This is a genomic window from Henriciella mobilis (assembly GCF_003576285.1).
GTDB classification, from domain to species: Bacteria; Pseudomonadota; Alphaproteobacteria; order Caulobacterales; family Hyphomonadaceae; genus Henriciella; species Henriciella mobilis.
On sequence record NZ_QWFX01000012.1, the window covers coordinates 1 to 14,678 of the forward strand.

Annotated in this window: 10 protein-coding genes; 5 read left to right on the plus strand and 5 right to left on the minus strand. The window is 62.4% G+C overall.

Annotated features, from left to right (window positions below):
* Both D1223_RS09895 and ligD read right to left on the minus strand, forming a co-directional pair.
* The coding region (locus D1223_RS09895; RefSeq protein WP_147372775.1) for an NAD(P)H-dependent flavin oxidoreductase at nucleotides 1-964 on the minus strand (964 nt) is incomplete at its 3' end.
* A gap of 118 nt (nucleotides 965-1,082) precedes the next feature.
* Complete coding sequence (gene ligD, locus D1223_RS09900) at nucleotides 1,083-2,015, minus strand: non-homologous end-joining DNA ligase (protein WP_233353119.1); 933 nt, start codon at nucleotides 2,013-2,015, stop codon at nucleotides 1,083-1,085.
* Nucleotides 2,016-2,174: 159 nt separating this feature from the next.
* On the opposite strand from ligD, the gene D1223_RS09905 reads away from it, so the two are divergent.
* Nucleotides 2,175-3,257 carry a DUF2855 family protein gene (locus D1223_RS09905; protein WP_119376287.1) on the plus strand — a complete coding sequence of 361 codons (1,083 nt, stop codon included), beginning with the start codon at nucleotides 2,175-2,177 and terminating at the stop codon, nucleotides 3,255-3,257.
* Between the two features lie 42 nt (nucleotides 3,258-3,299).
* Here the strand turns inward: D1223_RS09905 and D1223_RS09910 are convergent, their stop codons facing one another.
* The 3 genes from D1223_RS09910 to D1223_RS09920 are packed head-to-tail and all read right to left on the minus strand — an operon-like array spanning nucleotide 3,300 to nucleotide 7,343.
* Nucleotides 3,300-4,223 carry an alpha/beta hydrolase gene (locus tag D1223_RS09910; protein ID WP_158588448.1) on the minus strand — a complete coding sequence of 308 codons (924 nt, stop codon included), beginning with the start codon at nucleotides 4,221-4,223 and terminating at the stop codon, nucleotides 3,300-3,302.
* 1 nt (nucleotide 4,224) lies between these two features.
* Nucleotides 4,225-5,973, minus strand: coding sequence for a sulfatase family protein (locus D1223_RS09915; RefSeq protein ID WP_119376289.1), 1,749 nt, complete (start codon nucleotides 5,971-5,973; stop codon nucleotides 4,225-4,227).
* A complete protein-coding gene (locus D1223_RS09920; RefSeq protein WP_147372777.1) occupies nucleotides 5,973-7,343 on the minus strand; it encodes an MFS transporter in 1,371 nt (456 codons plus the stop codon). The genes D1223_RS09915 and D1223_RS09920 overlap by 1 nt, the downstream gene beginning before the upstream one ends.
* 139 nt (nucleotides 7,344-7,482) lie before the next feature.
* Between D1223_RS09920 and D1223_RS09925 the strand changes: the two genes are divergently transcribed.
* The 4 genes from D1223_RS09925 to D1223_RS09940 all read left to right on the plus strand — a co-directional run bounded on the left by D1223_RS09925 (nucleotide 7,483) and on the right by D1223_RS09940 (nucleotide 14,470).
* Nucleotides 7,483-8,163: a TetR/AcrR family transcriptional regulator gene (locus D1223_RS09925; RefSeq protein WP_119376291.1), complete on the plus strand. Its 681-nt coding sequence runs from the start codon at nucleotides 7,483-7,485 to the stop codon at nucleotides 8,161-8,163.
* 102 nt (nucleotides 8,164-8,265) lie between these two features.
* A complete protein-coding gene (locus tag D1223_RS09930) occupies nucleotides 8,266-10,557 on the plus strand; it encodes a TonB-dependent receptor (protein ID WP_158588449.1) in 2,292 nt (763 codons plus the stop codon).
* A 75-nt stretch (nucleotides 10,558-10,632) separates the two neighbouring features.
* A complete protein-coding gene (locus D1223_RS09935; RefSeq protein WP_119376293.1) occupies nucleotides 10,633-12,768 on the plus strand; it encodes a beta-glucosidase family protein in 2,136 nt (711 codons plus the stop codon).
* Nucleotides 12,758-14,470, plus strand: coding sequence for a carboxylesterase family protein (locus D1223_RS09940; protein ID WP_158588450.1), 1,713 nt, complete (start codon nucleotides 12,758-12,760; stop codon nucleotides 14,468-14,470). Before D1223_RS09935 ends, D1223_RS09940 begins: the two co-directional genes overlap by 11 nt.
* Nucleotides 14,471-14,678: the final 208 nt, after the last annotated feature.

Genomic DNA, 14,678 nt, shown 5'->3' on the forward strand with positions numbered 1-14,678 from the left:
TCGCCAGCCGCTCATCCATGATCTTTTCGGCATCCGCGATAATCCGGTCGATCAGCTCCTTGACGGTCGGAATATCGTGGATGAGGCCCTGGATCATGCCGGCGGACCAGATGCCGTCGTCGGCATCGCCCTTCTCCATCGCCGCACGCCCGCGCACACCGGCAACGAGGTGCTGGATATCCTCGAACTTCGCCCCGCCCTTGGCCTCGATGGCAACGACTTCCTCACTCACGGCATTCTTCATCACACGCGCTGTGTTGTGGAGCGTCCGGAAGATGAGCTTGGTGTCGCGCTCGTCATTCTCGACCATCTGCTTCTTGAAGTTCTCATGAATCGGCGCCTCTTTCGTGACGCAGAAACGGGTGCCCATATTGATGCCGTCCGCGCCGAGCGCGAGCGCCGCGACGAGGCCGCGCCCATCGCCAAAGCCACCGGAGGCCAGCATCGGTACTTTCACCTTGTCGGCAGCCGCCGGGATGAGGATCAGGCCGGGAATATCGTCCTCGCCAGGGTGGCCGGCGCACTCGAACCCATCGATGGAGATCGCATCGGCGCCCATGCGTTCGGCCGACAGCGCGTGGCGAACCGCGGTGCATTTATGGATCACCTTGATGCCATGTTCCTTGAAATGGTCGATATGCTCCTGCGGCTTGTAGCCAGCCGTCTCGACGATCTTGATCCCGCCCTCGATGATGGCCTGGCGGTATTCGGCATAGGGCGGCGGCTTGATGGCCGGCAGGATGGTCAGGTTCACGCCGAAGGGCTTGTCGGTCATTTCCTTCGTGCGCGCGATTTCCTTGGCGAGGTCCTCAGGCGTTGGCTGGGTCAGCGCCGTCAGGAAACCGAGACCGCCTGCATTCGCGACGGGTGCGACCATCTCAGCATAGCCGACCCACTGCATGCCCCCCTGAACGATGGGGTGCTCGATACCGAACTCTTCAGTGAAACGCGTCTTGATAGCCATTCCTGTTTTCCTCCTCGGGGGCTGCCCCGTCCTCTTCGGGACAGTGCCACGGTCAATCTGCAGGCGTTGATAGATCAACGAGCGCGGCTTGCGAACCACTGCCCCAGCGGAAGTTTTCTCAACCGCTTTCGAGCTTGGTGAGCGTCTCAGCGCTGATCGACTGGCGGGTGCTGGAATAGCCTTCCCAGGGATCAGCGTTCAGCGCGGCAAGTCGCTGGCCAATCGTCGACAGCGTATAGGCATTCGCCGTCTCGATGCCCGGCAGTTCCATCCAGCTGACAGGTGTGGCAACCGGCGCACCGGGACGCGCCCGCAGGGAAAAGGGGCAGATCGCCGTGGCGCCGCGCTCATTGCGCAGCCAGTCGATGAAGATCCGGCCCTTGCGCCGGGATTTGGAGGCTTCATCGACATAGGTGTCTGGCGCCTTTTCTGTGAGCTGCCGGGCAAGCCCCTTCGCCGCCGCCTTCACCGTCTCCCAGGGCTGCCGGCGCTGCAGCGGCGCAACGACATGGATCCCCTTCCCGCCTGTCAGCAGCGGCCAGGAATCGAGGCCCGCCTTCGCCAGCAGGTCGCGGACCTCGAATGCAGCATCTTTCACAGGATCGAAGCCAAGGCCCTCATCGGGATCGAGATCGATCACCAGCCGGTCTGGACGCTCCAGCTTGTCAGTCCGCGCGCCCCAGATGTGGAATTCGAGCGCACCGATCTGGGCCGCCGCGACCAGCGCTTCGGCCGAGTTGAAGACGAGATAGCTTGCGAGGTCGCCATCCTTCTCCTCGATCTGCGTCTCGCCGATCTCGTCGGGAACGGAGCCTGTGTGGTGCTTCTGGTAGAAGCACTTGCCGCCCGCCCCCGAAGGACAGCGCACAAGGCTCGTTGGCCGGTCGCGGAGGTGGTCCAGCATGCGCGGCGCCATGCCGGCAAGATACTCGGCAACTGCGCGCTTCGTTGCGCCCTGGCCTTCGAACACGACCCGGTCCGGATGACTTATCCGGATACCGAGGATCTCGGTGTCCTCATCGCCAGCGCCGGATTCGGCGTGTTCAGCCACGCTGCAGGCCTCCCTGTCATGCCTGCGCCTATCTCTCGGCAGAGCGGGCGCGCGGTTCAAGTTATTTCTCGGCGGCCGGAAAGTTTGCTTTGCGCTTGCGCCCCCGTGCATGCCCATGGTCTTTACAGGGAAAAGCCTGTCCTGGGAGGAAGATAAAAGATGTCGGATATCAAAGAACTGCTGGTCAACCGGTCGGACTATCGCAAGACGCGCGCGATCGAGCGGCCACAGGAGATACTTGCCCCCCGGCAGATCCGCGTCGCGGTCGAGAAATTCGCCATCACCTCGAACAATGTCAGCTATGCCGTCTCAGGCGATGCCATCGGCTATTGGCGCTTCTTCCCCGCCGAGGAAGGCTGGGGCAAGGTGCCTGTCTGGGGGATCGGCAAGGTGGTGGAGTCGCAGGCCGACAGCATAAAGGTCGGCGAGAAACTCTACGGCTACTTCCCGATGAGCAGTGAGGCGGTCCTGACCGTCGGAAAGGTCAGCGACGACTCCTTCATGGAGGCCTCCCCGCACCGGGCCGACCTCGCCGCGGTCTATAACAATTACCGCCGTCTCGCCGGCGAACCCGAAGCCATACAGGCGCTGGAGGATGAGCGCTGCCTCTACTTCCCGCTCTTCATCACCTCGTATGTCCTTTACGACTATCTCACCGACAATGACTATTTCGGCGCCAAGCAGATCGTGATCGGATCGGTCTCCTCGAAGACTGCCTTTGGCCTGGCCCAGCTGCTTCATGAGGACCGCCCAGACGGCCCGCGCGTCATCGGCTTCACCTCCCCCGGCAACCGGGCCTTCGTCGAAAGCCTCAATTGCTGCGACGACATCCTGCTCTATGGCGAGGAGGCCGCTGTCGATGCGTCGGTGAAGACGGCCTATGTCGACATGTCCGGCAATCGCGAGCTGACCGGAAAGCTGCACAGGCACCTTGGCGACAATATGGTCGAAAGCTGTATGGTCGGCGCAACCCATTGGGAAAAGCGCGGCGTCGCCAAGGACCTGCCGGGCGCCAAGCCGACGTTCTTCTTTGCACCGGCCCAGATCGCCAAGCGCAACAAGGAATGGGGCCCGGGCGTACTTTACAACAAGGCCGGCGAAGCCAGCGCCCGCCTCGCGCGCTCTGCTGCCAGCGAAATCACCGTCGAACGTATCAGCGGCGCGGATGCCATCGCCGACACCTGGCGCGACTTCCTCGACAACAAGGTCGCGCCCAGCCGCGGGATCATGGCCTCTCTCTAAACGGAAGAGCGCGAGGCCGTCGGCCACATCAGCTGTCGCAAGTCATCCGTCCTCTGCAGGCTGGACGGACAGCCACGCGACGTACTGATCCAGCCAGCGTTCGGTCGTCGCGCCCTTGCGCAGCGTGCCGAAGCCGTGGCCGCCACGCTCGTAAAGATGAAATTCGAGTTGTCCTGTGGCGCGGTACCAGGCTTGCGGGAGGGTAAAACCACCTTGCCTGAAGAACGGATCGTCAGATGCGACAGCCAGAAAGAGCGGCGGCTTCGTCACAGCCCGCACCGTATGCGTCAGCGGCGGATAGACGAGCGCTGCCGAAGCGATAGCGACATCCTGCAGTGGCGCCTCCAGCATTCGGATGACGGAGAGCGCGCCCGCGGAAAACCCGATCAGGTTCACTTCGTCCGCCGCACAGCCATAGTCCGGGCAGTGCTGCGACACGTAGGCCATGGCCGCCGCCAGATCCGACACGGCAGGTTCATAGGCTTCGAGGTCTACCGTCCCCATCTGGGACGCACGCTCCGCCACAAGGGCCAGAAAAGCGTCCGCCGCCTCGGGTGTTTCCCGAGTCCGGTATTTCAGGACGAAGGCCACATACCCTTCGGCGGCAAGACGCTCTGCGACGGGAAAGCCCTCATTCTCCACCGAGACGAATGTGTAGCCGCCGCCCGGAACAACGATAACAGCTTTGCCATTAGCCCGTCCGGGACCTGGCAGCACGGGATAGAGTTCCGCAGCGGTGACATTCCGGACGGTGAGCTGATCCAGGAAATTTTCCCATTGCGCCTGATCGCCTGCCACCGCACCGAGCGGAATGGCGGCATGGTCCGGGGCGTCTGCGGGCACAGGCGGGGGCGGCAGCGTCCGGGCCGCACCTTCGGTGTCAGCGTCCGATTGCGCGAGCGCCGGTGAGACTGCCGCAATCATGAAAAGGCCTGCAAGGGCGAGTTTCGTATGTTTTAGTAGCATACTAATTGTCTCCTTCCATGATCGTCGGGACGCCTTCGGCCGGCTTGCAGCTTGCGGCGATATCACTCGCGCGATAGCCATAGCGGACCGCGCGGGCTTCGATGCAGGCGCCTGCTGGCAGGCGGATTCCGGGCGTGTAGATCTGCCAGCCCCCGTCGGCATCGTCCTGCAGGCGCCAGGCAAGCGACGCGCCCTCGGTTTCAGAGGTGAGGATAAGGTCCGCCGGGACCGTGCCGGAAACGCCGATCACGGGCGCGCTGGTGACCGGCTGCTGGCCGCCGGGCCACATCGCCTCGACCATCTCGGCCTCCGGCAAGGCAGATAGATCCGGTGTCCGACCGAGCCAGTCATCGAGCGCACCTTCAAGGCGCAGGCGGACGGCATGCAGCGCGGGCTGGTCCGCGAGGTTGTGCGTTTCCTCGGGATCCGCCTTCAAGTCATAAAGCTCAAGCGGCGCGCGCGGCGTATCGAGATAGCTCGCCTGGAGTTCGCTGAGCGCGCCCGTCTCATGCAGCCGCTCAAACGCCTGCATCGACCGCAGCTCCTCGCGGAAGGCGACAGGTTGCAGCAGCGCCACGTCGGGCATGTAGTTCCGGATCAGCTTGTAGCGTGCATCGCGCACCGCTTTGCTGCGGTCCATCCATTGGTCCATCCGATCGCTGGCGGCAAAGACATAGGTATTGGGCGCATCCCGCCCCGTGCCCAGGAAGGTCCGCCCCTGGAGCCAATCGGGCGCCTGCGCTCCCGCCATCGACAGGATAGTCGGGGCGAGGTCGACAAAACTCACCAGCTCATCGCGCACCTCGCCGGCGCCACGCCTGTCCGGAAACCGGATCATCAGCGGCACGCGGATGCCCGAATCGTAAATCGAGCGCTTTGCCCGCGGAAAGCCATCGCCATGATCGGTGGTGACGATCACGATCGTGTCGTCGGCAAGTCCGGCCCGGTCCAGATCTTCAAGAAGCGTGGCGAGCTTCTGTTCGGTAAAGGCGATATTGTCATACTGAGTCGCGATCTCCTGGCGGACACCAGGCTCGTCCGGCAGCCAGGACGGGACAATCACGTCGGCAGGATCGGTGACTGCCGTCTTGCCGGCGAGCAGTTTTTCGTTTCGTGCCGCAACGGTACGGGCGAGCGGCGTGTCGCGAATCGCCGGGACGGGAAACAGGAAGGATTCATGCGTCGTCACAAGGGTGACCATGCCGAAGAAGGGCTGGCCCGGCCTGCGCCCATCCCAGCTGGCCGTTTCGCGATCGTCGTCCCAGACGGTGAAGGGCGTCCCGAACTGGTAGTCCTTCTTGTTCGAATAGGCCCAGCCGCCATAGCCGGCAAAGGTGTAGTATCCCGCCTGGCGCAGCAATTCCGGGAAGGCCTTCACCTCCGGCGGCGGAACGGCCGCATAGCCAATGTCGAACCCTGACGGCTCGAATTCCGTCCGAAAGGCGTGCGTCCGCATGTGCTGGGCGCCCAGGGTCTGCTGGTGTACACCCGTGATCAGTGAGGCCCGCGACGGCGCGCAGACGCCCGCCGTTGTGAAAGTGTTCGGATAGAGAAGGCTGTCCTGCGCGAAGGCATCGAGGACCGGGGTGGTGGCGACAGGGTCGCCGAATGCGCCGACCTTGAGGCTCATATCCTCGAAGACAACCAGCAGGATGTTTGGACGCCCGCCCTCCGGACCGGCCGTGCCGGGGATCGTCTGGCAGGCCGCGGCGGCCAGCAGCACCAGGGCGGTCAGCAGATTGCGAAGCATTACCGGTCTCCGTTCAGCTTGAGCTGCGCGACGATCGTGCTGTGCCGGTTACCGCGCATTGGATAGAAAGCGATGATCACCGCCGCAGCCGCCATGGCAGCCGCTGGAAGTGCGAAGCTGAGCACCCTCAAGCCGACCAGCGTGTCCGCCGTCTGATCGGCATTGGCGACATAGCCAATCGCCTGGAGGATCAGGCCAACAGCGCCCACAGCGAGGCCGGACGCCGCCTTCTGCGAGAACTGGTAAAGACCGAAGAAGATGCTCTCGTCGCGCACACCTGTCTTCCACTCACCATATTCGACGGTATCGGGCAGCATCGCCCAGAAGGCCACGATGGTCGCCGCCATGCCGATGCCGGCCAGGACAACGAAGCCGAGAAACAGCGGCTTGCTTTCCGGCGCAATCAGGAAGAGCAGGAAAAAGACGACGGCATCGAAGGCGAGGCCGATGGTCAGCACGAGCGACTTCGAGGTTCGCCTGGCAAGCAGCGTCCAGCCGAGGACGGCGGCCGCAGCAGCAATCGTGTAGAGTGTCAGCACCTCCCGCACCATTCCGGCCTCACCGATCACATAATGCGTGTAGTAGATGATCGACTTGGTAAAGACGGTTGTGGCCACGACACTCATCACCACGCTCGCGAACAGTATCCAGAATGCGTGATTGCCCCGCACGGCACGAATCGAGGCCGAGAAATCCAGGCGCTGGATGCCGATATCTGCCCGCTCTCGTACGGAAAAGAAGGTCACGAGGAAGACGGCTTCGGCCAGCAAGGCGTAGATGACCGCCGTCATCATGTAGCCGCGCACCAGGCTGCCACCGCCAAGCTGCTCGGCAAGCCAAGGCGTCAGGAATGCGGTTGCGATGGCACCGAGCGTCGCGAACTGCATCCGGGCGCCAGAAAGGGATGTGCGCGTGTTTCCGCTGGTCGTCATTGCGGCGCTGAGCGAAACATAGGGAACGGCGAATACTGTATAGACCGACCGGAACAGCAGGTGCGTCAGCAGGCAGGCGATCACTGGCTGAGCTGGCCACAGCACGGGCGCTGCAAAGAGCAGCACGAAACTCGCCCCGAGCAAGGGGCCACCGAGCAGAATGTAGGGCCGGTAGCGGCCAAATGGTGAACGGGTGCGCGAGGCGACAGCGCCCATGACTGGATCGGTCACCGCATCCCAGAGCAGCGCGACCATGAACAGCGAACCGGCTATGCCCGGCGCGAGCCCCACGACGTCGGTATAATAGTAGAGGAGGTAAAGATTGAGCCCGGTATAAAACAGGTTGAGACCGAAATCGCCCGCACCATAGCCAATGACGGTGCCGAGCTTCACGCGGTTCATCCCGACCGCGCCGCCTTCTGACGGTTCACGATTCACACTCTACCTCCCTGGTCGTTTCGGGCAGCCTTAACCCAAAACTTCATCCAATTGGAATATTTTTGTGATGATAAAGTGCACAAAGGCAGGTTTCGGGTTAGGTCCTAACACCTGCACCATGCAGATGGGAGACTAGGTAATGGCGGGAAAGACAGCACGCAAACCCCTGCAGGCAAGGGCCGAAGCCACACGCGCCCGGATTCTCGATGTTGCCCGGCATCATTTCGCCGAGCGAGGCTTCGACGCAGCCAATACGCGTGACATCGCCGCCGATGCCGACACCTCGCATGCCATGATCCGCTACCACTTCGGCACCAAGGACAGTCTCTGGCGCGAGGCGGTCGCCGACATGTTCGAACGCCTGCGTGCAGAGCTTGGTTTCGAGAACGGCGCCCCACCGGAGATGGACACAATCGAAGGGTACCGCGAATTCCTTCGCCGCTATATTCATTATTGTGCGAAGCACCCGGAGCACGCGCGCATCATGATCTCCGAATCGGTGCGTGGCGGGCCTCGCCTGCACTGGATGGTGGAGAATTTCATCCAGCCGGGACACGCCGTCTATGCGGGCCCGACCCGCCGGCACATGGAGGCAGGAAATCTCCCCAATGCCTGGCATCCGTCCCTCATTTTCATCATCACATCCATCTGTCAGATGCCCTTCGTTCTCGCTGCCGAAGCCCGCGAACTCTACGGCGTCGACATGCTCTCGCCCCAGGCGATCGAGGCTCATATCGACTCGGTTTTCGCCTTCCTGCTGCGTGACCCGTCCCGGATCCGCGCTGACTGGCCGGCCATTCCTGACTGGTTGAAGTCCTAGAAAAGCCGTCTCCGTCAGACCGCTTGACAGGGCCGTCTTTGCATGGAATCCATCCACTTGGATGAAAAACTGGATGAAGCCAGTTTACCGGGAGGATATTCAATGCTTCATAATCGCCTTGCCATTACGGCTTCCTGCATCGCACTCGGCACCTGTCTGGCCACCCCTGCCTCCGCGCAGGACACCGCCGACGACACCGAGCGAAAACTTGACACCATCATGGTCTCCGCGACCAAGCGGCCAGAAACCCTTCAGGACGTGCCGGTGGCCGTGTCTGCCCGCTCTGGTGAGGACCTGGAAAACTCCGGCGTATCCTCGATCGAGGGCCTCGCGACGCTCGTGCCGTCCCTGACCTTCACGCAGAGCTCGAACGAACTGAACAGCTCAGTGCGTATCCGCGGAGTCGGCACCGAGGTTTTCTCTTCGGGCGTGGAACCGAGCGTGTCATTCGTCGTCGATGACGTCGTGCTTGCCCGCCAGGGCCAGGGCTTCCAGGACCTGGTCGATGTCGAGCGGGTGGAAGTCCTGCGCGGCCCTCAAAGCACCCTGTTCGGCAAGAATGCCTCGGCCGGTGTGATCGCCGTGACGACGCAGGCCCCGACAAACACCCTGTCCGGGAAGATCGATGCAACCGTCGCCGAAGGAGAGGAATATGCGCTTCGCGGCACGGTCTCAGGACCGATCACCGACACCGTCCTGGGCCGCCTGACCGCGTTTACCAAGTCGCAGAAGGGCCATATCGAGAACGTGTCGGACGGCCGCGACCTCAATGGCTATGACAATTGGGGCGTGCGGGGGAAGCTTCTCGTTCAGCCGAGCAATGCGCTCGACCTAACCTTCATTGCTGATTTCCGGGACACCGAGCAGGACTGCTGCGCCTATCAGATCCGCGACACGTCCACCGCGCTCAACCCCGTTGTCGGCGCCACACTGGACGCACTGCTGGACCCTGTCGTGGCCAGTCCTGAAAACAACCAGACCAAGCTGAACGCGCCCGTCTACAACAATTCAGAGCAATGGGGCCTTTCCGGCAAGGCGGAATACCGGTTCGACAACGGCTTTACCTTCACCTCCATCACCGCTTTCCGTGAGTGGGATTTCGAGAACAATATCGATGTCGATGCCCTCGACTTCGAAGACCCGATCGCGGGTGTCATCACCTTCGACCTCAATAGCGGCCAGACGAGTCTTTCGCAGACCTCGCAGGAATTCCGCCTGGCTTCGCCGCAATGGGACAAGTTCGATTATGTTCTCGGCGTCTACCTGTTCCAGCTCGACCTCGACCGCTCCTTTCGCCGCCGCATCGAGGCCCTGACCGGGCTTGGCGTTGTCGGCCAGAGTGGCCAGTTCAATGGCTCGGTCGGCAACCGGAACTATGCGGCTTTTGCCAGCGGTAACTACAGATTCGGCCAGGGCACGACCCTGTTCGGTGGTCTGCGGGTGATTAATGAGACGCTCGACTACCGCGTCTTCCGTGATCCGACAAACACCCTACTTCCGGGCGACTTCCCGCTTGGCGGTTCGGCCGGTACGCCGGCGGACATTGATGGCGATACGTCCGACACCGCGCTTGTGGGCAATATCGGTGTTCGCCAAGAATGGTCCGACAGCGTGATGACCTATCTGCGTTATGCTCGCGGCTATAAGGGTCGCGCCTTCGACGTCATCTTCACTGCGCCGCAGTCGACCGAATATGTCGATGCCGAAGTGTCCGACAGCTATGAGGCCGGCCTGAAAGTCCAGACGCCGAACGGCCGCCTGCAGTTCAACGCCGCCGCCTTCTGGACCGAGTATGACGACTTCCAGGCCCAGGAACGCGACGTGGCTGCCTCCACCATTGTGGTTGCCAATGCCGGCAAGGTCAGCACCAAGGGCATTGAGCTGGACGCCTCGGCCCTTCTGACCGACAACACCCTGCTCCAGGGGGGTATTGCCTATACAGATGCCACCGTGGAGAGCTTTCCGTTTGCCCAGTGCTATCGCGGCCAGACACCGGCCGAGGGCTGCGTCGACGGTGCGCAGGACCTCTCCGGCGAGGAGCTGCCCAACTCGCCGGACTGGCGCTTCACCGCAAGCCTGCGTCAGGACATCCCTCTCGCAAGCATGCCTTTTGACGGCTTCTTCCAGCTCGATGGCAGCTGGCAGAGCGATGTCCAGTTTCAGCTCGACCAGAACCCGAACACGACGCAGGACGGCTATGGCCTCTTGCATCTGAGCGCCGGGATCACGGCCGATGACGGTGGCTGGACCGCCTCTGTCTTCGTGCGCAACCTGCTCGACGAGACCTATGCCTCGAACGTGTTCGCAGATCCTCTTTATGCTGGCGTCATCAGCCAGTATCTGCCCCGCGACTTCGAACGCTATGTCGGCGCAAGGCTCACAGCCTCCTTCTGACACCCCTCTCCCACTGGCCTAAGGGGCCGGTCCTGAACCGGCCCCTCCCTTTTCCAGACGACCGAAAGACCCCGAATGTCCGACGAGACCGGCTGCCAGGACAGCATCTTCCAGAGCATGACCATTGGCGAAATCATTGCCAGGCTCACCCTGGAAGAAAAAGTCGCCATGATGTCCGGGAGCGGGTTCTATAGCATTCATGCTGAATCCAAGAAGTGGGGCGCCAAGCCTTATCCTGCCGGCGGCGCCAATGAGCGCCTAGGCATCGAAGGGCTGAAATTCAGCGATGGTCCGCGAGGCGTGATCGTCGGGCACTCGACCTGCTTTCCCTGCTCCATGGCCCGCGGCGCAACCTTTGACCGTGACCTCGAATGGCGGGTGGGTGAAGCCATGGCGCTGGAAGCGCGGGCACAAGGGGTGAACCTGCTCGGCCAGGTCTGCGTAAATGTGCTGCGTCATCCCGGATGGGGCCGCGCGCAGGAGACCTATGGCGAGGACTCATTCCATCTCGGCGAAATGGGCCGCGCCCTCTCCCAGGGCAGTCAGCATCACAATGTCATCTCGACCGTGAAGCACTTCGCGCTCAACAGTATCGAGAATACGCGCTTCAATCTTGATGTGCATGTCGATGAACGCACACTTCGGGAAATCTACCTGCCGCATTTTCGCAAGATCATCGAATCCGGATGCCTGTCGGTGATGAGCGCCTACAACAAGGTCAATGGCACGTACTGCGGCCAGAACCACTACCTTCTCACCCAGATCCTTCGCAATGAATGGGGTTTTGAAGGCTTTGTGCATTCCGACTGGGTGCTTGGCGTCTACAGCCCTCACGCCGCCGAAGCCGGACTGGATGTGGAAAATCCCGAGCCGGCCTGGTTTGGCGACAACCTCCTTGCCGAAGTAAGAAAGGGCAACATTGCCGAAGTCGCCATCGACACCGCCGTCCGGCGCATCCTGCGCACCCTGAAGCAGGTTACCAAGGCAGACGATCCGCGCCCGTCCTACCCGATGAGCCTGGTCGCCTGCAGCGAGCATACCGGCCTTGCGCGCAAGGTCGCCGAACAGTCGGCCGTGCTCCTGTGGAACCGCGACAGTCTTCCGCTCGACGAAAGGTCGGTGCGGCGGGTCGGCGTGTTCGGAAAGCTCGCAACGCTCGAGAACACTGGCGATCGCGGCTCCTCACGGGTCAATCCGCCCTATGTGGTCACACCGCTGAAGGGCCTGACATCCTTTCTCGGGACCGATCGGGTCACGCTCGCGGGCGACGAGGCGGATCCAATTGCCGCCGGCAAGGCCGCAGACGCCTTTGATGCCGCCATCGTCATTGTCGGCTACACGGCCGTGGAGGAAGGCGAATATATTCCCAGCCACATCAATCTCGGCCAGGAGGATATTCCCGAAAACCTGACCTCCATCCTCGATGGCGCGCGCAAGCGCAGCAACGGCCAGACCATGGGTGGCGACCGCAACGATCTCCGCCTGCCCCCAGCGCAGGTTGACCTCATCAGGCAGGTTGCAGCCGCCAATCCGTGCACCGTCGTCGTCGTCGTGGCAGGCTCGGCCGTGATGGTGGAGGACTGGATGGATGCAGCCCCGGCAGCCATCCAGACTTTTTATGCCGGAATGGAGGGCGGCAACGCGCTCGCCAGCCTTCTCTTCGGAAAGGTCAGTCCCTCGGGACGCCTGCCCTTCACGGTCGCCCGGGATGCCAGTCACTATCCGCCTTTCGACACCAAAGCCCACGATGCCGAATATGGCTACTGGCATGGCTACGCCCTGTTCGACCGTGACGGCAGGGATCCCCGGTTCCCTTTCGGCCACGGCCTGACTTACAGTCAATTCGAATACAGCGGGCTTCGGGCCGGCCGGCGGGAGGATGGCGCGCTGGACGTTGCGGTCACCGTCACCAATACCGGTACGCGGGCAGCCATAGAGACACCACAGCTCTATATTGGCTGGCCGGGCAAGGCTGCGCCGCGCCCGAAGCAGAGCCTGCGCGGTTTCAGCCGCGTGCCGCTTGCGCCCGGTGAAAGTGCCGAAACCGTTTTTACCGTCGAGCCGAGGGACCTTGCCTGGTATGACGCCAGCCAACGAACCTGGCGGATTGAGTCCGGCCTCCACACCATTACCGTCGCCCGGTCGGCGCGCGATCCACGGGCCCTGTCGATGCAGCTGCCATTCGAAAGGGAGTTCAATCTTGGCCTCTAGACTGAGCCTTGTCTCGCTTATCCTGCTCTTCATGGCCGCTGCGTGCGCAAAGCCACCGCTGCCTCATGCCGCCCCGCTCGCGCCGCAGCCCACCATGATGGTACAAACCCAACAAGGCGATGTCATCGGCGGCGCCTCGCCAAACGGCGCACGCACCTGGCTCGGTATTCCTTATGCCAGCCCGCCAGTCGGCCAGCTTCGCTGGCGACCCACCGAACCGCCCATGCCGCGCAGCGAAACACTCAGCGCCCTGCAGCATGCCAGCTGGTGCCCGCAGATTACAAACGGGCTCGACAGTCTGATGGGTATCGAAAAGGGCACGCTGCGCGGCGATGAGGACTGCCTCTATCTCGACATCTACGCGCCTTCCGACGCCAAGGCATCTTCCGCCCTTCCAGTCATGGTCTGGATCCATGGCGGCTCGAATGTCTGGGGGCGGGCCGAGCAGTATGATGCCTCGAAACTCGCGGAAGCCGGCGATGTGGTCGTGGTCGTAGTGCAATATAGACTGGGACCGCTCGGCTGGTTCGCGCATCCGGCGCTGGAAGACGGTATCGCCAATTTTGCCCTGCTGGACCTTGTCCAGGCCCTGCGTTGGACCCGAAACAATATCGCGGCCTTTGGGGGCGATCCGGACGCGGTCACCCTGTTTGGCGAAAGCGCTGGCGCCAACAACGTTCTTGCACTGCTTGCCATGCCAGCAGCCGACGGCCTCTACCGGGCGGCTGTTGCCCAGAGTGGCCTTCCCGCGAGCTTTCCCCTCGACATTGCGAGGGATGGCCGGGGATTGCAAATCGTAGGCGCCATACCGGCTGGCCAGGCCTTTACCGAACACATGGAGCCGGATGCCGCCGCTTTGCGAGCCGCGCCCCTCGAGGCGATTTTCGACGCCTATCGCAGCGGCCGTACGCCGGCGGTCATCCGCGATGACATCACGCTGGCCGATCAGCCGCTGGCCGATGCGATCACGGCCCATCAGGCTGGCCGGAACCTCCCTCTGATCATCGGCTCCAATCGGGATGAAGCGAAATACCTGCTCGCCTTCGACCCGGCCATGACACGGAAGGCGCTCTTTCTGTTCCCTGTCGCGCGCGATGCCGACCACTATGAGGCGGTTTCCCGCTATATGTCAGGTGTCTGGCGCGCCATTGGTGTTTCCGGCTTCGCGCAGCAACTCGCCGAAGCGGGCACTGGGCCCGTGCGGACCTACCGTTTTGACTGGGATGAAGGCGCGCGGGTCGGTCTCAGTGATCTCGGCCAGCTGGTCGGTGCGGCGCACAGCCTTGAGATCCCCTTTGTCTTCGGCCACTTCGAGAACTTCATGGGGCGTCTCGACAAACGCCTGTTCACACGCAGGAATGCAGACGGGCGCATGGCGCTTTCACAGGCAATGATGGCCTGCTGGACCCGGTTCGCAACCGGTGGACCAGACGCGCTCCTCTCCGGGGGCACGTGCCCCGCCTGGCAAGCCATTGATGCCAGCGACCGCCAGGCAACCATGGTGTTTGACACCCCCCAGGCTGGCGGCAGCGGCATGAAAGCGGAGACCGGAAGCATCACCAACCTGATGTCCGAACTTGCCGCTGATCCGGTGCTCGACCAGAACAATCGCCGGTGCGAGCTTGCCGCCAGCCTCACCCGCATGTTCGGACAGCTCCGCCCCGGCCTCGCAGCAGAGCTGACAGCCGAGTGCCCGGAGTGATGCCTTTGAATCAACGCGGGAGTGAACCCCTCACTCCCACTCGATGATGAAAGAACTGAAATTATAGTTTTGAATCAACGCTTTGCAAAAAAACCTGTGGAAAACTACCGTCGCCGATTCCGGCAATATCGTTCCGTAGGCAAATTGAATGATGCACGCATGACGCGTCGTTGCAGTTGCCACGATTCCAGTGCACAGCCTGACCTTA